The 23,458-nt window shown below is 64.7% G+C and carries 22 protein-coding genes and 1 pseudogene; 18 read left to right on the plus strand and 5 right to left on the minus strand.

Going from position 1 to position 23,458, the window contains the following annotated elements; genetic code table 11:
* Positions 1–17: 17 nt before the first annotated feature.
* Entirely contained in the window at positions 18–617 is a 600-nt protein-coding gene (paaY, locus tag CAG46_RS10390; protein ID WP_038409635.1) for a phenylacetic acid degradation protein PaaY, read from the minus strand.
* 355 nt (positions 618–972) lie between these two features.
* Between paaY and paaF the strand changes: the two genes are divergently transcribed.
* The 16 genes and pseudogenes from paaF (at position 973) to CAG46_RS28745 (ending at position 16,879) form a co-directional block, all read left to right on the plus strand.
* Positions 973–1,746, plus strand: a complete 774-nt coding sequence (paaF, locus tag CAG46_RS10395) for a 2,3-dehydroadipyl-CoA hydratase PaaF (protein WP_085615753.1) — start codon at positions 973–975, stop codon at positions 1,744–1,746.
* Positions 1,747–1,780: 34 nt separating this feature from the next.
* The gene (gene paaG / locus CAG46_RS10400; RefSeq protein ID WP_085615751.1) at positions 1,781–2,572 is read left to right on the plus strand and encodes a 2-(1,2-epoxy-1,2-dihydrophenyl)acetyl-CoA isomerase PaaG; all 792 of its coding nucleotides are present in this window, start codon (positions 1,781–1,783) and stop codon (positions 2,570–2,572) included.
* A gap of 2 nt (positions 2,573–2,574) precedes the next feature.
* Positions 2,575–4,092 (plus strand): 3-hydroxyacyl-CoA dehydrogenase PaaH, encoded by a 1,518-nt coding sequence (paaH, locus tag CAG46_RS10405; protein WP_085615749.1) that lies wholly within the window; start codon positions 2,575–2,577, stop codon positions 4,090–4,092.
* Complete coding sequence (gene paaI, locus CAG46_RS10410; RefSeq protein ID WP_013972610.1) at positions 4,085–4,525, plus strand: hydroxyphenylacetyl-CoA thioesterase PaaI; 441 nt, start codon at positions 4,085–4,087, stop codon at positions 4,523–4,525. Before paaH ends, paaI begins: the two co-directional genes overlap by 8 nt.
* Positions 4,518–5,738 carry a 3-oxoadipyl-CoA thiolase gene (gene pcaF, locus CAG46_RS10415; RefSeq protein ID WP_085615747.1) on the plus strand — a complete coding sequence of 407 codons (1,221 nt, stop codon included), beginning with the start codon at positions 4,518–4,520 and terminating at the stop codon, positions 5,736–5,738. Before paaI ends, pcaF begins: the two co-directional genes overlap by 8 nt.
* Positions 5,739–5,859: 121 nt before the next feature.
* Positions 5,860–7,179, plus strand: coding sequence for a phenylacetate--CoA ligase PaaK (gene paaK, locus CAG46_RS10420; RefSeq protein ID WP_085615745.1), 1,320 nt, complete (start codon positions 5,860–5,862; stop codon positions 7,177–7,179).
* A 257-nt stretch (positions 7,180–7,436) separates the two neighbouring features.
* A complete protein-coding gene (gene paaA / locus CAG46_RS10425; protein WP_025339109.1) occupies positions 7,437–8,426 on the plus strand; it encodes a 1,2-phenylacetyl-CoA epoxidase subunit PaaA in 990 nt (329 codons plus the stop codon).
* Between the two features lie 25 nt (positions 8,427–8,451).
* Positions 8,452–8,733 (plus strand): 1,2-phenylacetyl-CoA epoxidase subunit PaaB, encoded by a 282-nt coding sequence (gene paaB / locus CAG46_RS10430; protein ID WP_013972614.1) that lies wholly within the window; start codon positions 8,452–8,454, stop codon positions 8,731–8,733.
* An 8-nt stretch (positions 8,734–8,741) separates the two neighbouring features.
* A complete protein-coding gene (gene paaC / locus CAG46_RS10435; RefSeq protein WP_085615743.1) occupies positions 8,742–9,500 on the plus strand; it encodes a 1,2-phenylacetyl-CoA epoxidase subunit PaaC in 759 nt (252 codons plus the stop codon).
* A complete protein-coding gene (gene paaD / locus CAG46_RS10440) occupies positions 9,487–10,020 on the plus strand; it encodes a 1,2-phenylacetyl-CoA epoxidase subunit PaaD (RefSeq protein WP_025339107.1) in 534 nt (177 codons plus the stop codon). Before paaC ends, paaD begins: the two co-directional genes overlap by 14 nt.
* Positions 10,021–10,035: 15 nt before the next feature.
* Positions 10,036–11,112: a 1,2-phenylacetyl-CoA epoxidase subunit PaaE gene (gene paaE / locus CAG46_RS10445; protein ID WP_025339106.1), complete on the plus strand. Its 1,077-nt coding sequence runs from the start codon at positions 10,036–10,038 to the stop codon at positions 11,110–11,112.
* Positions 11,113–11,330: 218 nt separating this feature from the next.
* Positions 11,331–11,639: a DUF485 domain-containing protein gene (locus tag CAG46_RS10450; RefSeq protein ID WP_004376242.1), complete on the plus strand. Its 309-nt coding sequence runs from the start codon at positions 11,331–11,333 to the stop codon at positions 11,637–11,639.
* Positions 11,630–13,198 (plus strand): annotated as a pseudogene (locus tag CAG46_RS10455) (cation acetate symporter); the annotation flags it as partial. The gene CAG46_RS10450 and the pseudogene CAG46_RS10455, both read left to right, overlap by 10 nt.
* A 40-nt stretch (positions 13,199–13,238) precedes the next feature.
* Positions 13,239–14,471, plus strand: coding sequence for an OprD family porin (locus CAG46_RS10460; RefSeq protein ID WP_085615741.1), 1,233 nt, complete (start codon positions 13,239–13,241; stop codon positions 14,469–14,471).
* A 29-nt stretch (positions 14,472–14,500) separates the two neighbouring features.
* Entirely contained in the window at positions 14,501–16,552 is a 2,052-nt protein-coding gene (paaZ, locus tag CAG46_RS10465) for a phenylacetic acid degradation bifunctional protein PaaZ (protein ID WP_085615739.1), read from the plus strand.
* Between the two features lie 156 nt (positions 16,553–16,708).
* A complete protein-coding gene (locus tag CAG46_RS28745) occupies positions 16,709–16,879 on the plus strand; it encodes a hypothetical protein (RefSeq protein ID WP_158090796.1) in 171 nt (56 codons plus the stop codon).
* 255 nt (positions 16,880–17,134) lie between these two features.
* Here the strand turns inward: CAG46_RS28745 and CAG46_RS10470 are convergent, their stop codons facing one another.
* A complete protein-coding gene (locus CAG46_RS10470) occupies positions 17,135–17,392 on the minus strand; it encodes a DUF6555 family protein (RefSeq protein WP_025339101.1) in 258 nt (85 codons plus the stop codon).
* A gap of 169 nt (positions 17,393–17,561) precedes the next feature.
* Positions 17,562–17,771, minus strand: coding sequence for a general stress protein (locus CAG46_RS10475; RefSeq protein ID WP_085615737.1), 210 nt, complete (start codon positions 17,769–17,771; stop codon positions 17,562–17,564).
* Positions 17,772–18,046: 275 nt separating this feature from the next.
* On the opposite strand from CAG46_RS10475, the gene CAG46_RS10480 reads away from it, so the two are divergent.
* Together CAG46_RS10480 and CAG46_RS10485 are read left to right on the plus strand one after the other, a co-directional pair.
* Positions 18,047–21,829: a CheR family methyltransferase gene (locus tag CAG46_RS10480; RefSeq protein ID WP_085615736.1), complete on the plus strand. Its 3,783-nt coding sequence runs from the start codon at positions 18,047–18,049 to the stop codon at positions 21,827–21,829.
* Positions 21,830–21,910: 81 nt separating this feature from the next.
* On the plus strand, positions 21,911–22,309 hold the full coding sequence (locus CAG46_RS10485) for an NUDIX hydrolase (RefSeq protein ID WP_075045227.1): 399 nt from the start codon (positions 21,911–21,913) through the stop codon (positions 22,307–22,309).
* A 108-nt stretch (positions 22,310–22,417) separates the two neighbouring features.
* Here CAG46_RS10485 and CAG46_RS10490 read toward each other — a convergent pair whose 3' ends face one another.
* Both CAG46_RS10490 and CAG46_RS10495 read right to left on the minus strand, forming a co-directional pair.
* The gene (locus tag CAG46_RS10490; RefSeq protein WP_025339098.1) at positions 22,418–22,969 is read right to left on the minus strand and encodes an ATP-dependent Clp protease proteolytic subunit; all 552 of its coding nucleotides are present in this window, start codon (positions 22,967–22,969) and stop codon (positions 22,418–22,420) included.
* 22 nt (positions 22,970–22,991) lie between these two features.
* Positions 22,992–23,366: a low affinity iron permease family protein gene (locus CAG46_RS10495; protein ID WP_085615735.1), complete on the minus strand. Its 375-nt coding sequence runs from the start codon at positions 23,364–23,366 to the stop codon at positions 22,992–22,994.
* Between the last annotated feature and the right edge of the window lie 92 nt (positions 23,367–23,458).

Genomic DNA, 23,458 nt, shown 5'->3' on the forward strand with positions numbered 1-23,458 from the left:
GCGTGACGCTGCCAGGCTCATGCCGATGCCTGGCCTTTGGGCCTGACGCCGGTGTCTTCCATGCGTGGCCGCTCGGGCTCGACCTCGGTCAGTGGTGGGCATTCGACCATGCTGTTCATGCAGCGTTGCGCCAGGTGCTGGTACTCCGCCGTGCCGCGTTGCTTCCAGGCCAGTTCCTGTTCGGTCAGTGGGCGCTTGACCTGGGCTGGCGAGCCCATTACCAGGCTTTGTGCCGCACATTCGAAGCCCGCCTTGACGAATGCCGTGGCCGCGACGATGCAGCGCGGTGCCACATGGGCACCATCCATCACCACCGCGTTCATGCCGATCAAGGCGTCTTCGCCCACGCGGCAGCCGTGCAGCACGGCGCCATGCCCGACATGCCCGTTGCGTTCGACCACCGTATCGCCACCCGGGAAACCATGCATCACGCAGGTGTCCTGCAGGTTGGCACCCTCCTCCAGCACGATTCGGCCGAAATCCCCCCTTAGTGATGCCAGCGGGCCGACGTAGCAACGAGGGCCGACGATGACATCACCAATCAGCACGGCGCTGGGGTGCACGTAGGCTGTCGGATGAACCACGGGCGTCAGGCCGTCGAGTCGATAGCAAGGCATGGCAAAGCTCCTGAAATGATTTCAAATGCGCCTTGATCTTGTATCACAATCTTGTTGTGCGTCAATCAGCATGGTCGTGTATCGCTTTTGCTGAGGTCATCGCGCTCCCATAAATTCAGCATTATGCGTTAAATACAAGGTGATGAAGCGATTCAACATCATGAAACCCTTTGCTGAGGCAGTTGTCACTCCTGCAAAAAGAGATACATGAAACAATTTTGAATGTTGCATAGTTGTATCGCGTAATGCATATACTGGTTCCACCTGGACGTGATCCTCGCATCACGCCCCTGCAAACAATTCCAAGAAATGCCGGCCCCACGATGTGCCGTGCGTGCAGCCAGAGGAACCCGACATGCCGCGATATCTCGATGTGCAGGCGCCCGAACACGGCGTCCAGCTCATTACCCTGCAACGGCCCGAGGCGCTCAACGCCCTGTGCACCGAGCTACTGGCAGAGCTGGCCGCTGCGCTGGAAGCGGCCGGGCGAGACGAACAGATCCGCGCGGTGGTGCTCACCGGCAGCCGCAAGGCATTCGCCGCAGGCGCCGATATCCGCGAGATGGCCGAGCGCGACCTGGTCGGCATCCTCAACGACCCGCGGGTGGCCCACTGGCAAAGCATCGCCGCCTTCGCCAAGCCACTGATCGCCGCCGTCAACGGCTACGCCCTGGGTGGCGGCTGCGAACTGGTGATGTGTGCCGACATCGTCATCGCCGGCAGCGACGCCCGTTTCGGCCAGCCGGAAATCAACCTCGGCATCATCCCCGGCGCCGGTGGCACCCAGCGCCTGCTGCGGGCAGTAGGCAAGCCGCTGGCCATGCAAATGGTGCTGACCGGCGAAGCCATTACCGCCCGTCATGCCTTGCAGGCCGGGCTGGTCAGCGAAATCACCCAGCCGGAACTCACCGTAGAACGCGCCCTGAACATCGCCCGCAGCATCGCCGCCAAGGCCCCACTGGCGGTGCGCCTGGCCAAGGAAGCGCTGCTCAAGGCCGGCGATACCGACCTGGCCAGCGGCCTGCGCTTCGAACGCCATGCCTTCACCTTGCTGGCCGGCACCGCCGACCGCGACGAAGGCATCCGTGCCTTCCAGGAAAAACGCCAGGCCCGCTTCCAGGGCCGCTGATCATCTTTCCCTCGACTGACGGAGCGAGTCTGTCATGACTTTCCAGCACATCCTGTTTTCCATCGAGGACGGCGTCGCCCTCCTCTCGTTGAATCGCCCCGAGCAGCTGAACAGCTTCAATACCGCCATGCACCTGGAAGTGCGCGAGGCACTCAAGCAAGTACGCCAGAGCAGCGAAGCACGGGTGTTGTTGCTGACTGCCGAAGGCCGGGGTTTCTGCGCCGGCCAGGACCTGTCCGACCGCAACGTCGCCCCGGGCGCCGAGGTGCCGGACCTGGGCGAATCGATCGACAAGTTCTACAACCCGCTGGTGCGCACCCTGCGCGACCTGCCGCTGCCGGTGATCTGCGCGGTGAACGGCGTGGCTGCCGGCGCCGGTGCCAACATCCCGCTGGCCTGCGACCTCGTGCTGGCCGCCCGCTCGGCCAGCTTCATCCAGGCCTTCTGCAAGATCGGCCTGGTACCCGACTCCGGCGGCACCTGGCTGCTGCCGCGCCTGGTCGGCATGGCGCGGGCCAAGGCCCTGGCCATGCTGGGCGAGCGCCTGGGCGCCGAACAGGCCCAGCAATGGGGGCTGATCCACCGCGTGGTGGACGATGCCGCGCTGCGCGACGAAGCCCTCACCCTCGCCCGCCAGCTCGCCACCCAGCCCACTTACGGCCTGGCCCTGATCAAGCGCAGCCTGAACGCCAGTTTCGACAACGGTTTCGATGAACAGCTGGAGCTGGAGCGCGACCTGCAGCGCCTGGCCGGGCGCAGCGAGGACTATCGCGAAGGCGTGAGTGCCTTCATGAACAAGCGCACGCCGGCATTCAAGGGGCGTTGATCATGAGCGCACTCGCAAGCAATGCCCAGGTGGCGGTGATCGGTGCAGGCGCCATGGGCGCAGGCATCGCCCAGGTTGCGGCCCAGGCCGGCCACCCGGTAAAGCTCTACGACAACCGCCCGGGCGCTGCAGCCCAGGCGGTGGCCGGCATAGACCGGCAACTTGCCCGCCTGGTGGAAAAAGGCAAGTTGCAGGCTGCCGAGCGGGAAGCCATCAGCGCCCGGCTGTGCCCGGTAGACGACCTCGAAGCCTTGGCCGATGCCCGACTGGTGATCGAGGCCATCGTCGAGAACCTGCAGGTCAAGCAGGCGCTGTTCAGCCAGCTGGAAGCCTTGTGCGCCAACGACTGCATCCTCGCCAGCAACACCTCGTCGCTGTCCATCACCAGCCTCGCCGCCGGGCTGCAACGCCCGCACCAGGTGGTTGGCATGCACTTCTTCAACCCGGCGCCGCTGATGGCCCTGGTCGAAGTGGTCTCGGGCCTGGCCACGGCCCCGGCCGTTGCCGCGTGCATTCATGCCACCGCCCAGGCCTGGGGCAAGCAGCCGGTGCACACGCGCTCCACGCCGGGCTTCATCGTCAACCGTGTGGCGCGGCCGTTCTACGCTGAAAGCCTGCGTCTGCTGCAGGAAGGTGCAGCCGATTGCGCCAGCCTCGATGCGCTGCTGCGTGATGCCGGCGGTTTCCGCATGGGCGCGTTCGAACTCACCGACCTGATCGGCCACGATGTCAATTACGCCGTTACCTGTTCGGTCTTCGATGCGTTCTACGGCGACTTCCGCTTCCAGCCTTCGCTGGTGCAAAAAGAACTGGTGGACGCAGGCCGCCTCGGGCGCAAGACCGGCCAAGGCTTCTATAGCTATGCCGAAGGCGCCGAACGCCCGCAGCCAGCCGAACTGCACAGCCCTGCCATCGTCGATGCCTGCGTCGTCGAAGGCGACCTGGGGGTGATGCAGCCGCTGGTCGAACGCCTGCACCAAAGCGGCGTCGCCGTGACCCAGCGCGCCGGCAGCGGCCTGATCCAGGTGGGCGATGCCACCCTGGCGCTGTCCGATGGCCGCCTGGCCAGCCAGCGCGCCCGGGAAGACGGCCTGCGCAATCTGGTGCTGCTCGACCTGGCCCTGGACTACACCACCGCAACCCGCCTCGCCATCAGCTGGTCGGCCGACACCAGCGACAACGCTCGTGACCAGGCGGTGGCCTTGCTGCGGCGTGCCGGCCTGAAGGTAATGGCGGTCGCCGACCTGCCCGGCCTGGTGGTGCTGCGCACCGTGGCGATGCTCGCCAACGAGGCCGCCGATGCCGTGCTGCAAGGTGTCGGCAGCGCCGCCGACATCGACCTGGCCATGCGCGCCGGCGTCAATTACCCCTGCGGCCCGCTGGCCTGGGCCGCGAACATCGGCATCCTCCACACCCTGCGCGTGCTCGACAACCTGCAGCGCAGCTACGGCGAGAGCCGTTACCGCCCTTCCCTGCTGTTACGCCGCTGCGAAGCCAAAGGAGGCACCCTGCATGACTGAAGTCGAACTGGCACAAGCCTGTGCCGAGGCCATGTACGCCCGCGACCAGGCCACCCAGGGCCTGGGCATCCGCCTGCTGGAAGCCGGCCCGGGCCAGGCATGCCTGCGCATGCCGGTACGCGCCGACATGATCCAGGGGCATGGCACCTGCCATGGCGGCTTCCTGTTCGCCCTGGCCGACTCGGCGTTTGCCTTCGCCTGCAACAGTCACGACCAGGCCACCGTCGCCCTGGGCTGCAGCATCGACTACCTGGCCCCGGCGCTGCGCGATGACGTGCTTACCGCCCGCGCCAGCGAGGTCAGCCGCAAGGGCCGCACCGGGCTGTACCACGTCCGCATCGAGAACCAGCGCGGTGAGCTGGTCGCGATGTTCCATGGCAAATCCTACAAAGTGCGCGGCACCGTGCTGGCGCAGGAGACGCAAGATGACTGAACACACCCTGGCCGATGCCTTGATCATCGACGCCGTGCGCACCCCCATCGGCCGTTATGCCGGCGCCTTGAGCGGCGTGCGCGCCGATGACCTGGCCGCCATCCCGCTCAAGGCCCTGATCCAGCGCCACCCCGAACTGGACTGGAAAGCCATCGACGACGTCATCCTTGGCTGTGCCAACCAGGCTGGCGAGGACAACCGCAACGTCGCGCACATGGCCAGCTTGCTGGCCGGGCTGCCGATCGAAGTGCCGGGCACCACCATCAACCGCCTGTGTGGCTCCGGCCTGGATGCCATCGGCAATGCAGCCCGCGCCCTGCGCTGCGGCGAAGCCGGGCTGATGCTGGCCGGCGGCGTGGAGTCGATGTCACGCGCGCCGTTCGTCATGGGCAAGGCGGAGCAGGCGTTCGGCCGTGCGGCCGAACTGTTCGACACCACCATCGGCTGGCGTTTCGTCAACCCGCTGATGAAGGCGGCCTTCGGCACCGACTCGATGCCGGAAACGGCCGAGAACGTTGCGCAGCAGTTTGGTATTTCCCGCGCCGACCAGGACGCCTTTGCCCTGCGCAGCCAGCACAAGGCCGCCGCCGCCCAGGCACGCGGGCGCCTGGCACGGGAAATCGTGCCGGTCGAGATCCCGCAGCGCAAAGGCCCGGCCAAAGTGGTCGAGCACGACGAACATCCCCGCGGCGACACCACCCTGGAGCAACTGGCCAGGCTGGGTACCCCGTTCCGTGAGGGCGGTAGCGTCACCGCTGGCAATGCTTCCGGGGTCAACGATGGTGCCTGCGCCCTGCTGCTCGCCAGCAGCACCGCCGCCCGCCGTCATGGCCTGAAGGCTCGCGGCCGAATCGTCGGCATGGCGGTGGCCGGGGTCGAACCACGGCTGATGGGCATCGGCCCGGTGCCGGCTACCCGCAAGGTGCTGGAGTTTACCGGGTTGTCGTTGGCCGACATGGACGTCATCGAGCTCAACGAGGCCTTTGCCGCCCAGGGCCTCGCGGTACTGCGCGAGCTCGGCCTGGCCGACAACGACGAGCGGGTCAACCGCAACGGCGGTGCCATCGCCCTCGGCCACCCGTTGGGCATGAGCGGTGCACGCCTGGTCACCACCGCGTTGCACGAGCTGGAAGAAACCGCCGGACGCTACGCCCTGTGCACCATGTGCATCGGCGTTGGCCAAGGCATCGCGATGGTCATCGAACGCCTCTGAGCGGCTCAGACCATCGGCTTGTTACCGAACCGAACGCAGCCGTATATGCTGCTTCCATGACACTCACCACGCGGCCTGCAACCGGTACCGCGCGGCGTACAAGAACAATTCGAGTGAAGCCATGAACATGTACCATGATGCCGATCGTGCCCTGTTGGACCCGATGGAAAGCGCCAGTGTCGACGCCCTGCGCCAGCACCAGCTGGAGCGCCTGCGCTGGAGCCTGAAGCACGCCTACGACAACGTGCCGCTGTACCGCCAGCGCTTTGCCGAGTGCGGCGCCCACCCCGACGACCTCAAGTGCCTGGAAGACCTGGCGAAGTTCCCCTTCACCGGCAAGAACGACCTGCGCGACAACTACCCCTACGGCATGTTCGCCGTGCCCCAGCAAGAGGTGGTGCGCCTGCACGCCTCCAGTGGCACCACCGGCAAGCCGACGGTGGTGGGCTACACCCAGAACGACATCGACACCTGGGCCAACGTGGTCGCCCGCTCGATCCGTGCCGCGGGTGGGCGCAAGGGGGACAAGGTGCATGTCTCCTACGGCTACGGCCTGTTCACCGGCGGGCTTGGCGCGCATTACGGTGCCGAGCGCCTGGGCTGCACGGTAATCCCCATGTCCGGTGGCCAGACCGAGAAGCAGGTGCAGCTGATTCGCGACTTCCAGCCCGACATCATCATGGTCACCCCCTCCTACATGCTCAACCTGGCCGACGAGATCGAGCGCCAGGGCATCGACCCGCAAGATCTCAAGCTGCGCCTGGGCATATTCGGCGCCGAACCGTGGACCGACGAGCTGCGCCGCTCTATCGAGCAACGGCTGGGCATCGATGCCCTCGACATTTATGGCCTGTCGGAAATCATGGGGCCTGGGGTGGCGATGGAATGCATCGAAACCAAGGATGGCCCGACCATCTGGGAAGACCATTTCTACCCCGAGATCATCGACCCGGTCACCGGTGCGGTGCTACCGGACGGCCAGCTGGGCGAACTGGTGTTCACCTCGCTGAGCAAGGAAGCGTTGCCCATGGTGCGCTATCGCACCCGCGACCTCACTCGCCTGCTGCCCGGTACCGCCAGGCCGATGCGGCGGATCGGCAAGATCACCGGCCGCAGCGATGACATGCTGATCATCCGCGGGGTCAACGTGTTCCCGACCCAGATCGAGGAGCAGGTGCTAAAAATAAAACAGCTTTCCGAGCTTTATGAGATTCATCTGTATCGCAATGGCAACCTGGACAGCGTCGAGGTGCATGTGGAACTGCGTGCGGAATGCCAGCACCTCGATGAAGGCCAGCGCAAGCTGTTGACCGTGGAGCTGACCAAGCAGATCAAGACCTACATCGGCATCAGCACCCAGGTGCGCCTGCAGCCCTGCGGCACGCTCAAGCGTTCCGAGGGCAAGGCCTGCCACGTGTTCGACAAACGGTTGGCCAGCTGATTCATTCGGCTGCCTTTTCGGCCCCGGCGTCGTCCGGGGCTTTTTTTTGCATTTTTTCGGCTGGCCTCTTCGCGGGTAAACCCGCTCCCACAGGAATTGCATGATGCCTGGGGGCTGCACATGACCTGTGGGAGCGGGTTTACCCGCGAAAGGGCCGCCAATGTGATACACAAATCTATTCGATACACATAAAACTGTTTGACGTTATGTTTTGTATCGCTTACAAATGACTCATGCCTTAGCAGGAGTCGGAACACATGTACGCACAGCTAGTGGAAACCGGAGTCAAGCGCGTCAAGTCGCTGGAAGAGATGTCGCCCGAGGAGCGCAACTTCCAGGAAAAGATCGACGCCGAAATCAAGATCGAAGCCAAGAACTGGATGCCCGAGGCCTACCGCCAGACCCTGATCCGGCAGATCTCCCAGCACGCCCACTCGGAAATCGTCGGCATGCTGCCCGAAGGCAACTGGGTCACCCGTGCCCCCAGCCTCAAGCGCAAGCTGCAGCTGATGGCCAAGATCCAGGACGAAGCCGGCCACGGCCTGTACCTGTACAGCGCCATGGAAACCCTGGGCGCCGACCGTGACGAAGAAATCGCCAAGCTGCACAGTGGCAAAGCCAAGTACTCGAGCATCTTCAACTACCCCACCCTCAGCTGGGCCGACATGGGCGCAGTGGGCTGGCTGGTGGACGGCGCCGCCATCGTCAACCAGGTGGTGCTGCAGCGCACCTCCTATGGCCCGTATTCGCGCGCGATGATCCGCATCTGCAAGGAAGAGAGCTTCCACCAGCGCCAGGGCTACGAAATCCTCCTGACCATGATGCGCCACGGCACCCAGGCCCAGCGCGACATGGTCCAGGACGCGATCGACCGCCTGTGGTGGCCGGCACTGATGATGTTCGGCCCCAGCGACGAGCACTCCCCCAACAGCGCCCAGTCCATGGCCTGGAAGATCAAGCGCCAGACCAACGATGAGCTGCGCCAGCGCTTCATCGACCAGACCGTGCCGCAGCTCGAACTGCTCGGCTGCACCGCCCCCGACCCCGAGCTGAAGTGGAACGCCGAGCGCGGCCACTACGACTTCGGCGAAATCCAGTGGGACGAGTTCTACGAAGTGATCAAGGGCAATGGCCCATGCAACCAGGAACGCGTCGCCACCCGACGCAAGGCCATCGAGGACGGTGCATGGGTACGCGAGGCCGCCGTGGCCTACGCGCGCAAGCAACAGAACAAGAACGCCGCCTGAGCGGCGATTGATGCGGAGATCGAAAATGTCTGTCTGGACCCTCTACGAAGTGTTCGTGCGCAGCAAGCACGGCCTTAACCACAAGCATGTCGGCAGCGTGCACGCCGCCGATGCCGCCATGGCCATCGAAAACGCCCGCGAGCTGTACACCCGCCGCAGCGAAGGCGTGAGCCTGTGGGTGGTGCCCTCGGCACTGATCACCGCCTCTTCCCCGGACGAGAAAGACCCGCTGTTCGCCCCGGCGGACGACAAGGTCTACCGCCATGCCAGCTTCTACGAACTGCCCGACGAAGTCGGACACATGTGAGGTTGGCCATGCACAACGAAACCCTTGTTCCCTACCTGCTGCTGCTCGGCGACAGTGCCCTGGTGCAGGGCCAGCGCCTCTGCGAATGGTGTGGCCGCGCCCCGGCCATTGAAGAAGAACTGGCCCTGATGAACGTCGGCCTCGACCTGGTAGGCCAGGCGCGCAACTGGCTGGAGTACGCCGCCGAGCTGCTCGATGATGGCCGTGACGCCGACGCCCTGGCCTTCCGCCGTGACGAGCGGGCCTATCGCAACCTGTTGCTGGTCGAGCAGCCCAACGGCGATTTCGCCGTGACCATGACCAAACAGTTCTTCTATGACGCCTGGCATTTCGCCGTGCTTCAGGGCCTGGTCGGCTCGAACGACGAGCGTATCGCCGGTATCGCCGCCAAGGCCCTGAAGGAAGTCACCTACCATCTGCGCCGCTCCAGCGAGTGGGTGCAACGCCTGGGCGGTGGCACCGACGAAAGCCGCCAACGCATGCTCGCGGCCATCCCGGCACTGTGGCGCTTCACCGTCGAACTGACCGCCGGTAGCGACAATGAAGTGCACCTGGCACAGGCGGGTATCGCCGCCGACCCCGCTGCCGTCGGCGCGGCCTGGCTAAAGCAGGTTGGCGAGACCTTCGCTTCGGTCGAGCTGCCGCTGCCCAAGGCCGCCAGCCACTTCTACCTGGACGGTCGCAAAGGCCTGCACACCGAGCACCTGGGCCTGCTGCTGGCCGAGATGCAGTTCCTGCCAAGGGCGTATCCCGATGCAACCTGGTGAGCTGATTGCCGGCGACCGTGGCGCCCGCGCGCCACGCGGCGACGACCTGGCCCGGGCCTGGGCGGTACTGGCCCAGGTCATGGACCCGGAAGTGCCCGTGGTCAGCGTGGTCGACCTGGGGATCGTGCGCGACCTCGACTGGCGCGCCGGGCACCTGCACCTGGTCGTCACGCCGACCTACTCCGGCTGCCCGGCCACCGAGGTGATCGAAGGGGATATCCGCCAGGCGCTGGAACAGGCCGGTTTCCCAGCCCCGGCTCTGGAGCGCCGGCTGACCCCGGCCTGGAGCACCGACTGGATCAGCGAACTGGGCCGCGAGCGCCTGCGCGCCTACGGCATCGCCCCGCCACAGGGCAGCGCCAGCAAACGCAGCCTGCTCGGCGAGGCGCCGCAGGTGTGCTGCCCGCAGTGCGGCAGCGCCCATACCGAATTGCTCAGCCAGTTCGGCTCCACGGCCTGCAAGGCGCTTTACCGCTGCCGCGAGTGCCTGGAGCCGTTCGACTATTTCAAATGCATTTGAGCCGTGGAGAACGCCATGAGCCAGTTTCACAGCCTGACCATCAAGCAAGTGCGCAACGAGACCCGCGATGCGGTGTCGATTGCCTTCGACGTGCCCGAGCACCTGCAGGCGCAGTTCCGTTTCACCCAGGGCCAGTACCTGGTCATGCGTACCCAGCTGGACAACGAAGAAGTCCGCCGTTCCTACTCCATCTGCAGTGCCGTGCAGGACGGCGAACTGCGTGTGGCGGTAAAGCGCGTGCCTGGCGGGCGCTTCTCGGCATTTGCCAATGACGTGCTAAAGGCCGGCCAGCAACTGGAAGTGATGCCGCCGTCGGGCAGCTTCTTCGTACCACTGGAACCGGCCCGCCAGGGCAACTACCTGGGCGTGGCTGCCGGCAGCGGCATCACCCCGATCCTGTCGATCATCGCCACTACCCTGGCCAGCGAGCCACACAGCCGCTTCACCCTGCTGTACGGCAACCGCTCCAGCTCTGGCGCACTGTTCCGCGACAAGCTGGAAGACCTGAAGAACCGTTACCTCGACCGCCTGAACCTGATTTTCGTGTTCAGCCGCGAGCAGCAGGATGTCGACCTGTACAACGGCCGCATCGATGCCGACAAGTGCGGCCAGCTGTTCTCGCGCTGGATGGACGTTGCCAACCTGGATGCCGCATTCATCTGCGGCCCGCAGGCGATGACCGAGACGGTGCGCGACAGCCTGCGGGCCAATGGCCTGGCCAAGGAACGCATCCATTTCGAGCTGTTCGCCGCAGCCGGCAGCGAAGCCCGTCGTGAAGCCCGCGAGGCGGCGCGCCAGGTGGACTCGGCGCTCAGCCACATCACCGTGATCAGCGACGGCCGCGCCCTCACCTTCGACCTGCCACGCAACACCCAGAACGTGCTGGACGCCGGCAATGCCATCGGCGCCGAGCTGCCGTACTCGTGCAAGGCCGGCGTGTGCTCGACCTGCAAGTGCCGGGTGATCGAGGGCGAAGTGGAGATGGACAGCAACCATGCCCTGGAGGACTACGAAGTGGCGGCCGGGTACGTGCTGTCATGCCAGACCTACCCGGTGAGCGACAAGGTGGTGCTCGATTTCGACCAGCTCTGAAACCTTGTGGGAGCGGCCTTGTGTCGCGAAAGGGCTGCGCAGCAGCCCCGGCAATCTGTGATCAAAGCCTGAATCCTGGGGCCGCGTTGCGGCCCTATCGCGACACAAGGCCGCTCCCACAGAGACCGCGTCAGCAACAAGAACCGCATTTGCAACACCGACAGGCAACACCCGCGTGACCTCAACAAAACAATTACAACACCCAGAGATCGCAACCCATGACACCCGAACGCATCGAAAGCATCGCCAACCACCCCGACTTCCAGCACCTGGTGCAGCGCAAACGCCGCCTCAACGGCAGCCTGACCCTGGCCATGCTGGTGATCTACTACGGCTTCGTCCTGCTGGTGGCGTTCTCCCCCAGCACCCTCGGCCAGTCCCTCAGTGGTGGCGTCACCACCGTCGGCATGCTGGTGGGCGTGCTGATGGTGCTGCTGTCCTTCGCCCTGACCGGTATCTACGTGCACCGCGCCAACAACGTGCTCGACCCGCTCAACGACAAGGTCAAGCAGGAGTGCGCACAATGAACTGGACCGCCATCTCGATGTTCATGGTGTTCGTCTGCTTTACCCTGCTGGTCACCCGCTGGGCTGCCATGCGCACCCGCTCGGCCAGCGACTTCTACACCGCCGGCGGGGGACTGACCGGCATGCAGAACGGCCTGGCGATCGCCGGCGACATGATCAGCGCCGCGTCGTTCCTGGGCATTTCGGCAATGATGTTCATGAACGGCTACGACGGCCTGCTGTATGCCCTGGGCGTACTGGCCGGCTGGCCGATCATCCTGTTCCTGATCGCCGAACGCCTGCGCAACCTGGGCAAGTACACCTTCGCCGACGTGGTCAGCTACCGCCTGGCACAAACCCCGGTGCGCCTGACCTCGGCCTTCGGCACTCTGGTGGTGGCGCTGATGTACCTGGTGGCGCAGATGGTCGGTGCCGGCAAGCTGATCGAACTGCTGTTCGGCATAAGCTACCTGTACGCGGTGATGCTGGTCGGCGTGCTGATGGTCGCCTACGTCACCTTCGGCGGCATGCTCGCCACCACCTGGGTGCAGATCATCAAGGCGGTGATGCTGCTGTCGGGCACCAGCTTCATGGCCTTCATGGTGCTCAAGCATTTCGGCTTCAGCACCGAGGCGATGTTCGCCAGCGCCGTGGCCGTGCATGCCAAGGGCCAGGCGATCATGGCCCCGGGCGGCTTGCTGTCCAACCCGGTGGACGCCATTTCCCTGGGCCTGGGCATGATGTTCGGTACCGCCGGCCTGCCGCATATCCTGATGCGCTTCTTCACCGTCAGCGATGCCAAGGAAGCGCGCAAGAGCGTGTTCTATGCCACCGGGTTCATCGGCTACTTCTACCTGCTGCTGATCGTCATCGGCTTTGGTGCCATCGTCATGGTCGGCACCGAGCCGTCCTACCGTGACGCCACCGGCGCGATCATCGGCGGCGGCAACATGGTCGCCGTGCACCTGGCCCAGGCCGTGGGTGGCAATCTGTTCCTCGGTTTCATTTCCGCCGTGGCCTTCGCCACCATCCTGGCGGTGGTCGCCGGCCTGGCGCTGTCCGGTGCATCGGCCGTTTCCCACGACCTGTATGCCTGCGTGGTGCGCCAGGGCAAGGCCAGCGAACAGGAGGAAATGCGCGTATCGCGTATCGCCACCCTGCTGATCGGCTTGCTGGCGGTCATCCTCGGCCTGATGTTCGAGTCGCAGAACATCGCCTTCCTCTCCGGCCTGGTGCTGGCGGTGGCCGCCTCGGTCAACTTCCCGGTGCTGCTGCTTTCGATGTTCTGGAAAGGCCTGACCACCCGCGGCGCGGTGTGCGGCAGCATGGCCGGCCTGGTTTCGGCGGTGCTGCTGGTGGTGCTGGGCCCGGCGGTATGGGTCAACGTGCTGCATCACGAAAAGGCGCTGTTCCCCTACAGCAACCCGGCGCTGTTCTCCATGAGCCTGGCCTTCCTCGGCGCCTGGGTGTTCTCGGTCACTGACAGCTCCGAACGCGCCAGCCAGGAACGTGGCCGCTACCTCGCCCAGTTCATCCGTTCCATGACCGGAATCGGCGCTGCCGGCGCCAGCAAGCACTGACTCTCAGGGAAGAACAACCATGTCGGGTAAAACAACAACAATGAACCGCACGCACTTCATTTCGGCCGCCTGGCTGGCGACCCTCGCCCTGCCGATGCAGGCAATGGCAGACTTCATCGGCGACAGCCACGCCCGGCTGGAGCTGCGCAACCACTACCTCAACCGCGACTTCCGCCAGAGCAACGCACCGCAGGCCAAGGCCGAGGAATGGGGCCAGGGCTTTACCGCCAAGCTGGAGTCGGGCTTCACCGAAGGCCCGGTCGGCTTTGGTGTCGACGCCATGGGCCAACTGGGCATCAAGCTCGACTCCAGCCGCGACCGCCGCAATACCGGCCTGCTGCCTTTCGGCCCGAACAGCCATGAACCGGTCGATGACTACAGCGAACTGGGCCTCACCGGCAAGGTGCGGGTGGCCAAGAGCACCCTGCGCCTGGGGACCTTGCAACCGATCCTGCCGGTGGTGGTGTACAACGACACCCGCCTGCTGGCCTCCACCTTCCAGGGTGGCCTGCTCACCAGCCAGGACCTGGCCGGCCTGACCTTCAACGCCGGCCGCCTGACCAAGTCCAACCTGCGTGATTCCTCGGGCCGCGACGACATCGGCTACGGCGCCGCCAGCAGCGACCACCTGGACTTCGGCGGCGGCAGCTACGCCATCACCCCGCAAACCAGCGTCAGCTACTACTACGCCAAGCTCGAGGACATCTACCGCCAGCAGTTCGTCGGCCTGATCGATACCCGCCCGCTGGGCGAAGGCCTGAGCCTGCGCACCGACCTGCGCTACTTCGACAGCCGCAACGACGGCGCCGAGCGTGCCGGCAACATCGACAACCGTAACTTCAACGCCATGTTCACCCTCGGCGTACGGGCCCACAAGTTCACCGCCGCCTGGCAGCAGATGTCCGGCGACAGTGCCTTCCCGTTCGTGAACGGCGGCGACCCGTTCACCGTCAACCTGGTCACCTACAACACCTTCACCCGCGCCGGGCTGGACTCGTGGCAGGTGCGCTACGACTACGACTTCGTCGCCATGGGTATCCCCGGCCTGAGCTTCATGACCCGCTACACCGATGGCCGCCACGCCGAAACCGCCACTGTCAGCAATGGCCGTGAGCGTGAGCGCGACACCGACATTACCTATGTCATCCAGAGCGGCCCGTTCAAGGACGTCAGCCTGCGCTGGCGCAACGTCACCTTCCGTTCCGGCAATGGCCTGACCAACGCCGTGGACGAAAACCGCCTGATCATCGGCTACACCGTGGCGCTGTGGTAACAGCGCCCCCCTCTACATTGGAGAACAGCATGTCTGCCGCCCCTACCCTGCAAAGCTTCATCGCCGGCCGCTGGCTTGGCCAGCACGGCGCCCAGGCCCTGCGTAGCGCCCTGGATGGCCACGTTTTGGCCTACAGCCACGAAGAGCGCCCGGACTTCGCCGAAGCCGTGGACTTTGCCCGCGCCCGTGGCCTGGCCGCGCTGATGGCCATGGACTTCCAGCAACGCGCTGCCCGCCTTAAGGCATTGGCCCTGTACCTGGCCGAGCGCAAGGAGCAGCTCTACGCCCTGTCCCACCACAGCGGCGCCACCCGTGCCGACAGCTGGATCGACATCGAAGGCGGCAACGCCACGCTGTTCTCCTATGCGGGCATCGGCAGCCGTGAACTGCCGTCGGGCAACCTGGTGCACGAAGGCCCGGCCATCCCGCTGGGCAAGCAAGGCCATTTCGCCGGCAGCCACATCCTGGTGCCGCGCGCCGGCGTGGCGGTGCACATCAACGCCTTCAACTTCCCCATCTGGGGCATGCTGGAGAAGTTCGCCCCGACCTTCCTGGCCGGCATGCCGTGCATCGTCAAGCCGGCGACCTCGACCAGCTACCTGACCGAGGCCGTGGTGCGGCTGATGAATGCATCCGGCCTGTTGCCCGAAGGCAGCCTGCAACTGGTGATCGGCAGCACCGGCGACCTGCTCGACCGCCTGCAAGGCCAGGACGTGGTGACCTTCACCGGTTCCGCTGACACCGCCGCCAAGTTGCGCGTCACGCCGAACCTGGTACGCAACTCGGTGCCGTTCACCGCCGAAGCCGATTCGCTGAACTGCGCCATCCTCGGCCCGGACGTGACCCCGGACAGCGAAGAGTTCGACCTGTACATCAAGGAGGTGGTCCGCGAAATGACCACCAAGGCCGGGCAGAAATGCACCGCCATCCGCCGCGCCATCGTACCGGCCAGGCACATCGACGCCGTTGCCACGCGCCTGCGCGAGCGGCTGGCCAAGGTGGTGGTCGGTGACCCGTCGGTGGAGGGTGTGCGCATGGGCGCCCTGGCCTCCCACGACCAGCAGCACGATGTGGCCGAGCGGGTGCGCAGCCTGCTGCAGAGCTGCGACCAGCTGTTCGGCGCCAGCGATGGCTTTGCGCCGCGTGGCGAGGGCGTGGCCGAGGGCGCGTTCTTTGCCCCGACCTTGCTTCAGGCCCGTGACCCGCATGCCGAAGGCGGTGCCCACGATATCGAAGCGTTCGGCCCGGTCAGCACGCTGATGGCCTATGACGACCTCGATGAAGCCCTGGCGCTGGCCGCGCGGGGCAAAGGCAGCCTGGTGGCGACCTTGGTCACCGCCGACCGCAGCGTGGCAGCCAAGGCCATCCCGGTGGCTGCCGCCTGGCATGGCCGCCTGCTGGTACTCGACAGCGAGGCAGCCAAGGAATCCACGGGGCATGGCTCGCCATTGCCGCAGCTCAAGCACGGCGGCCCGGGCCGCGCTGGTGGTGGTGAAGAGCTGGGTGGCCTGCGTGCCGTCAAGCACTACCTGCAACGTGCCGCTGTACAGGGTTCGCCGAGCATGCTCACGGCGGTAACCGGCGAATACGTGCGCGGTGGCGAAGTGATCGAAACCGAAGTGCACCCGTTCCGCCGCTATTTCGAGCAGTTGCGCATCGGCGAGTCGCTGCTCACCCACCGGCGCACCGTGACCGAAGCCGACCTGGTCAACTTCGGCTGCCTGTCGGGTGACCATTTCTACATGCACTTCGACGAGATCGCCGCCAAGCAATCGCAGTTCGGCAAGCGCATCGCCCACGGCTATTTCGTGTTGTCGGCAGCGGCCGGGCTGTTCGTCTCCCCGGGTGCAGGCCCGGTACTGGCCAACTACGGCCTGGATACCCTGCGCTTCATCAACCCGGTGGGCATCGGCGACACCATCCAGGCGCGCCTGACCTGCAAGCGCAAGATCGACCAGGGCAAGACCAGCCCGCTGGGCCAGCCCCAGGGCGTGGTGGCGTGGGATGTGGAGGTGACCAACCAGCTGGGCGAGCTGGTCGCCAGCTACGACATTCTCACCCTGGTGCTGAAACAGCCCTGACAGTGCCGTTGGTCAGGGGCGGTGGATATCCAACCGACCTCCCCTGGCTGTTACCGCTCTCATTCAATGAGGGGTGGTCAATGGCTTCGCCTCTCACTCCTGTATTGGGCCCGCCTGATCGCGGGCCTTTTTTTCATCGAGAGCGAGGGTTGCGAGATGAAAGATTTTACTGCGATGGGTGGCGGTAGCGCACAGGATGACTGGCCAGAGCTCGAGCCGGACCGGCGCAATGACCGGGCAGATGACCCGGATGCCGACCCCAATGTGACAGATGACGAAGAAAATCGCCCGGGCGTGCCGGCCAGCGACCCCGAGTCCGGTGCATGACCGTCATGCAGACGGTCTGCGCGATCCCCTGTGGGAGATTGCCCAGCCCTTTGGGCCGCGCTGTCGCACAGATAACGGAATTCGCAAGCGATCCTCGTACCCTGTGGGAGCGGCTTTAGCCGCGAAGAATCCAACGCGGTGCATGGCACCGGCTGCGCCGGTGTTCGCGGCTAAAGCCGCTCCCACAGAGGATCGTGCCAACTTTTAGAATTTGAGCAGGACATCTGTTCCCGCACGGATTGTGCAGTCGGGGAATCACATTGTCGCCGCAGACTGGTTCGGCTTGCCGCCGGATACCCGCCAGCTCACCGCGGTAATGCCATAGCGCTCGGCCATCGGCCTGCTGACTTTCCTGATCTTCTCCCGGCCGAACTTGGGAATGATGCCGATGCCCGCATCGCAACTTGCCCAATGCCAGGCCTCGGCATTGTCCAGCGTCTCCAGACGGATGATGAAACTGCGCGGCTGGCCATGCAGTTGGTAATCGATGATGTACAGCTGTGGGCTTGGCATCGCAGGGGCCTCCTCTTCTCCATGGATGACACCCTGATTGATCGGGGCACGGCCAGAAGATTCAAAAAATTGTCGAACAACAGGTACCAGAGGCTATTGCAGCCTCGTTACGCAGGGCCTGGCCGGCACCCGGTACCTGCGGATACCGGGTGTCCAGCAACCCTTCAACTTAATGCTGGCGGCCCCCGCCGTGGCTGTTCTGGCCGCCCTTGCGACCGGCCTCCGATGCCCGTTGGCGGTCATTGGCGAAGTTGCCGCCAGAAGCCTGCCCGCCTTTGTGCCCCGCGCGGGAGGCCCGTTCCCGGTCGTTGGCGAAATTGCCTGGGTTGGTTTCCTTGGTGCCGCCGCGCTGGCTGGTGCGCTCTTGATCCTGCGCCATGTGGTTTCTCCTTGCGATGAATGGGTCGCATGGATGTTTGCCATGCCTTGGTTCCGAGCCGCCGATCACACAGTCTGCTCAATGGTTTTGCCGGCAACTGACCAGTGGCACCAAACATGGGCCGGCAAAAGGTTTGCGTGACTGAAGCAGGCGGGTCGCACTTTCCTTCGCAAGCAGAGGTCTCAATAACATGGCGACGGCCTATAATCCCGCCACACACACGCCCGATGATGCTGCTAAGGGCGGAACGTTCCGCTCTGCACAAGGCTCCGTCCATGAAGTCGTCCCCCAAGCAACCTGCCTCGCCCCAGAACCCGGCACTCAGCCCCAGCCACCTGGATTTCCCGGTGGTGGGCATCGGTGCATCGGCAGGCGGCCTGGAAGCGATCTGTACGCTGTTCCGGCAAATGCCCAGCGACTGCGGCATGGCCTTCGTCGTGGTCCTGCACCTGTCCCCCGACCACCAGAGCGTCGCCGACCGCATCATCCAGGAGACCACGCAAATGCCGGTGCGCCAGGTGACCGAGCCGGTGCCCATCGAGCGCAACCACATCTACGTGATTTCACCGGCCAATCGCCTGTCCACCAACGATGGCTACCTGCGCGTGACCCCGGCCAACCGGCGCCGTGGCGACCACGTGGCCATCGACCTGTTCTTCCGTGACCTGGCTGACGTGCACAAGGACCACGCTTTCTGCGTGGTGTTGTCCGGTACCGGTGCCGACGGCGCCGTGGGCCTTTCGCGGATCAAGGAGCAAGGCGGCGTGACCTTGGCGCAAAACCCGGACGACGCCCAGTACGACAGCATGCCCCGCGCCGCCATCGAGACCGGCATGGTCGACCTGGTGCTGCCGGCGGCAGAAATGCCGCAGAAGCTGCTGGAGCTGTGGCGCAATGCCCGTCAGGTAAGGCTCCCGGAAATCGAGGACGACACCCTGCCACCGGCCTTGGGCACCCGTGCCGGCGATGCCCAGGCCAGCGAGCCGATGCTCGAAGAGATCCTGTTGCAATTGCGCAGCAATACCGGCCACGACTTCCAGCACTACAAGCGCGCCACGGTGCTGCGGCGCATCGAGCGCCGCCTGCATGTGACCGGCCAGGCAGACCTGGCGGCCTACCTGCATTACCTGGAACAACACCCCGCGGAATCCCGGGCGTTGCTGGCCGACATGCTGATTGGCGTGACCAATTTCTTCCGCGACCGCGAAGCGTTCGAAGCCCTGGAGCGCCATGTGTTGCCACAGCTGGTCTGCGAACGCGACCCGGCCGAGGGCGCCGACGAGATACGCGTGTGGTCGGCCGGCTGCTCCACCGGCGAAGAGGCGTACAGCCTGGCCATGCTGGTTTGCGAGCAGCTGGCACTGGAGCAGCGCTCGCACAAGGTACAGGTGTTCGCCACCGACCTGGACGAACGCGCCATCGGCATCGCCCGCAGTGGCTCCTACCCCGAAGCGATCGTCACCGACGTGCCGCCCAGCCGGCTGCGCCAGTTCTTCCTCAAGGAAGACCAGCATTACCGGGTGCGCAAAGAGGTTCGCGAGAAGGTGCTGTTCGCCCGGCATAACCTGCTGTCGGACCCACCGTTCTCGCAGATCGACCTGATTGTCTGCCGCAACCTGCTGATCTACCTGGACCGCGAGGTGCAGCGTGACATCCTGCAGATGTTCCACTTCGCCCTGCGCCCGGGTGGCTACCTGTTCCTCGGGTCGTCCGAGTCGGCCGACATGGCCAGTGAACTGTTCGCCCCGGTGGACAAGCGCAACCGCATTTTCCGCGCACTCGATGCCAGCAATACCGGCCGCCGTTCCGGCCGTCAGCTGGCCGGCACATCTGCCGCCAACATGCCCCTGGAAACGCTGGCCAAGGCCAAGCCGGGGCGCAAGCCATCGTTCGCCGACCTGCACTACCGCGCCCTGGCGCGCCGCATGCCGCCCAGCCTGATCGTCGATATCGACGGCAATATCCTGCACATGAGCGAAGGCGTGGGGCGTTTCCTGCAAGTGGCCGGTGGCGAACCGAGCCGCAGCCTTCTCAACCTGGTGCTGCCGCCCCTGCGCCTGGCCCTGCGCAGCACCTTGTTCCAGGCGCGTCAGGGGACCGAGGCGGTGACCTCGCGCCCTGTCGACCTGGCGGAAACCATGGGCAAACTGCAGGTGGAGATCACCGTGCAGCCGTACAAGGACGACCTCAGCGCCAGCGATTGCCTGCTGGTGGTGTTCGAGGAACGCGCGCCCGACCCGTCCCTGCCGTTACCCGGCGTCATCCGCCAGACCGACAGCATGGTGCTGCACAACCTCGAACGCGAACTGCAGCGCACTCGCCTGCAACTGCAGGAAACCATCGAGCAGTCAGAGGTCTCCAGCGAGGAGCTGACGGCCTCCAACGAAGAGATGCAGGCCATCAACGAGGAGTTGCGTTCGGCCAGCGAAGAACTGGAAACCAGCAAGGAAGAGCTGCAGTCGATCAACGAGGAACTGCTCACGGTCAACTACGAGCTGAAGAACAAGGTCGAGGAAACCGACAAGGTCAACGACTACCTCAGCAACCTGATCGCCTGCACCGAGATCGCCACGGTGTTCGTCGACCGCAACCTGCATATCCGCTGGTTCACCCCGCGCGCCACCGACCTGTTCAATATGTTGCCGGTCGATACCGGCCGCTCCCTGCTCGACATCACCCACCGCCTGGATTACCCGGCGCTGGCCGACGATGCCCGCGCCGTGGCCCAGGGCGAGGCCATCATAGAGCGTGAAATCGGCGGCCAGGGCGATCACTGGTACCTGGCGCGCCTGCTGCCCTACCGCTCCAGCGAGCAGAAAATCGACGGCACGGTGCTGACCTTCATCGACATCAGCAGCAGCCATGCCGCCGAGGAGCGCGTGCGCCTGGGCGAAGAGCGCCTGAGCAAGCAGCTGGCCGAGACGCAGAGCACCAGCCACATGAAGGACGAATTCTTCGCCGTCATGTCTCATGAACTCAAGCACCCGCTCAACCTGATCCAGCTCAATGCCGAAATCCTGCGCCGCCTGCCGTCGCTGCGTAACATCAGTGCAGCGAGCAAGGCCGTTGGTACCATCTGCGATGCGGTAACCAGCCAGGCGCGGATCATCGACGACCTGCTGGATGTGGCGCGCATTCGCACCGGCAAACTCAAACTCAAGACCGAGCCTGTGGACCTGCTTGCCGTCCTGCAGGGCATCCATGGCGTGGTAGTCAGCGAGCAACATCCCTGCACAGTTCGCCTGGAGCTGCCCGCCGACAACCTGCCGGTGATGATCGAGGGTGACGTTACCCGCCTGGAGCAGATCATCTGGAACCTGCTCAACAACGCGCTGAAGTTCAGCCCGGCGGGCAATGACATACGCCTGGTGCTGAGCCACGACGAGGACCATGCCCGCCTGCAGGTAATCGACCATGGCGTGGGCCTGAGCCACGACAGCCTCGAGCATATCTTCGACCTGTTCAGCCAGGCTGCGCCGCAACATGCCAGCCACAGCCGCGAAGGCCTGGGCATCGGCCTGTCGCTGGTACGGCAACTGGTCGAGGCCCATGGCGGTACCGTCCTCGCCACATCAGCGGGGCTTGGCCTGGGCTGCACCTTCACGGTCACCCTGCCCCTTTGCGAAACGCAGCCCCAGCAGCATACGCAGGGCTCGGAGCCGCCGAGCGAGGGCCGCCTGAACGGAATTCGCGTGTTACTGGTGGATGACTCCGTAGAGGTGCTGGCGGTGATGCAGGAGCTGCTGGAAATGGAGAGCGCCACTGTCAATGCCTTCAGCAAGCCACGTGAGGCCCTGGACGCCGCTGCGGGTGAGGAATACGACATCATCCTGTCCGATATCGGCATGCCGGTGATGGACGGCCATGCGCTGATCAAGGCCCTGCGTGGCTACGTGCACCTGCGCCATACCCCGGCCATCGCCTTGACCGGTTATGGCGCCAGTGCCGACCAGTACAAGTCGCGCCAGTCGGGCTTCGACCGGCATCTGAGCAAGCCGGTGGGCTATGACGAGCTGGTAGAGGTCATCGAGGCACTGAGCGGTTCGGTGCCTTACTGACCGTTGGTCGCTTTAAACGCAACGTTCATTGCTGCCGAAGGCCGAATCTTCATGGAATGAGGGATTTGCCCAGGAGCCTGAATGAAGCCAGTCAAGCATCGCGCCACCATCATCTGCCGGCATGGCAAACAAACCCACAAATGGTTGTGGGTGAGAAAGCCAAACGCCGCCTGGACCCTGCCCGGCGGCAAGATAGAGCCCGGCGAGACGCCGGTGCAGGCAGCGGAGCGTGAATTGCTTGAGGAAACCGGGTTGCAGGCAGAATCGCTGACCCTGTTGATGCGTCATGAAGCGGCAGAGCGCATGCATTATGTGTTCGAGGCGGAGTTCGCCGACGCCCCGCATCCCAAGGCGCAGCATGAAATTGTCGATTGCCGGTTCGCTCACCCGGACCAGGTGCCCATGCTCAAGGACGAGATCAAGCTGCTGATCCGCTCGTTGCTGGCCTGTGACCGGGCTACGGCGGCGTCAGTGAGGTAGACCTTCTTCACCTGTGCCGGCCCTTTCGCGGGTGAACCCGCTCCCACAGGCATTCCACCGAACCTGTGGGAGCGGGTTCACCCGCGAAGAGGCCGGCGCAGGAATCCGCTAGGCATGCACACTCCACTGACACGCCTCTGCCTCGATCGGCATCTCGTCTATGGCATGGATCATCCCGTTCGCCAATGCCTCCCGGGGCCCGAGTATCCGCGGGTAGGCCATCAGATACCGCGGTACATCCAGCACCTCGTCCGCCCCTTCAGTCCGCTCGGCGACGATCTGTGCATACAGGCGCAGGTCATAGTCCAGGCTCATCGCATATTCGGCCATGCGGGAGTGGTCGACCGAGCCATGCAAGGTCCAGTGGAACGGATGAAACAGGAACTTGCTGTAACTGCATGCCGTGCGCCGATCCCCGGCCAGGAACAGGATGTTGCCCATGGATTCCACCGTGCCGAGGTTGTGGGTATGCACCTCGACCGGTAACGCCCGCAGGAAGTTGTACAAGGTAAACCCGTAGCTGCACTCGCCGCCCATGGTGGCGATGTTCAGTTGCAGGACTTCGGCCCCCTGCTGCAACGCCCGCGAACAGGTGTTGATCAGGTTGCCGCAGGTGGATGAATTGATAGGCCCGGTGAAGTGGACGATATGTCTGGCCATGCTTGCCTCCAGGGTTGGCAGGTCATTCCTTGGGTTTCTGCGCATCGTCACCCTGCCCGGCCATCTGCCGGTACTGCTTGCGCAGGGCATGCAGCTCGGCCGGGTCCATGTCTTCAAGGTCCAGCAGCGCCTTGTGCGCCTGTTGGGTGGTGCGCAACAGCTCATCGATCTTGATGTGCAGTTCGTCGTTGTCGCGGTTCTGGGTGTTCTGGATCAGGAACACCATGAGGAAGGTGATGATGGTGGTCGAGGTGTTGATCACCAGTTGCCAGGTGTCGTTGAAGCCGAACAGCGGCCCGGTCACTGCCCAGACCAGAATCAGCAGGCAGGCGATGCCAAAAGTCAGCGGGCGGCCGGCCCAATTGGCCAGCCATTGGGCGAAACGGTCGAATTTCATCCTGGCGCCCTTCCTCGTAGCAGGTATGCGGTGGAAACGCTGCGGGCCGCAAAGTTCCGCGCGGCATCAGCCTTTTCCGTTGGTCAACCGTG

Source organism: Pseudomonas sp. B23(2017), from assembly GCF_002113725.1.
GTDB classification, from domain to species: Bacteria; Pseudomonadota; Gammaproteobacteria; order Pseudomonadales; family Pseudomonadaceae; genus Aquipseudomonas; species Aquipseudomonas putida_Z.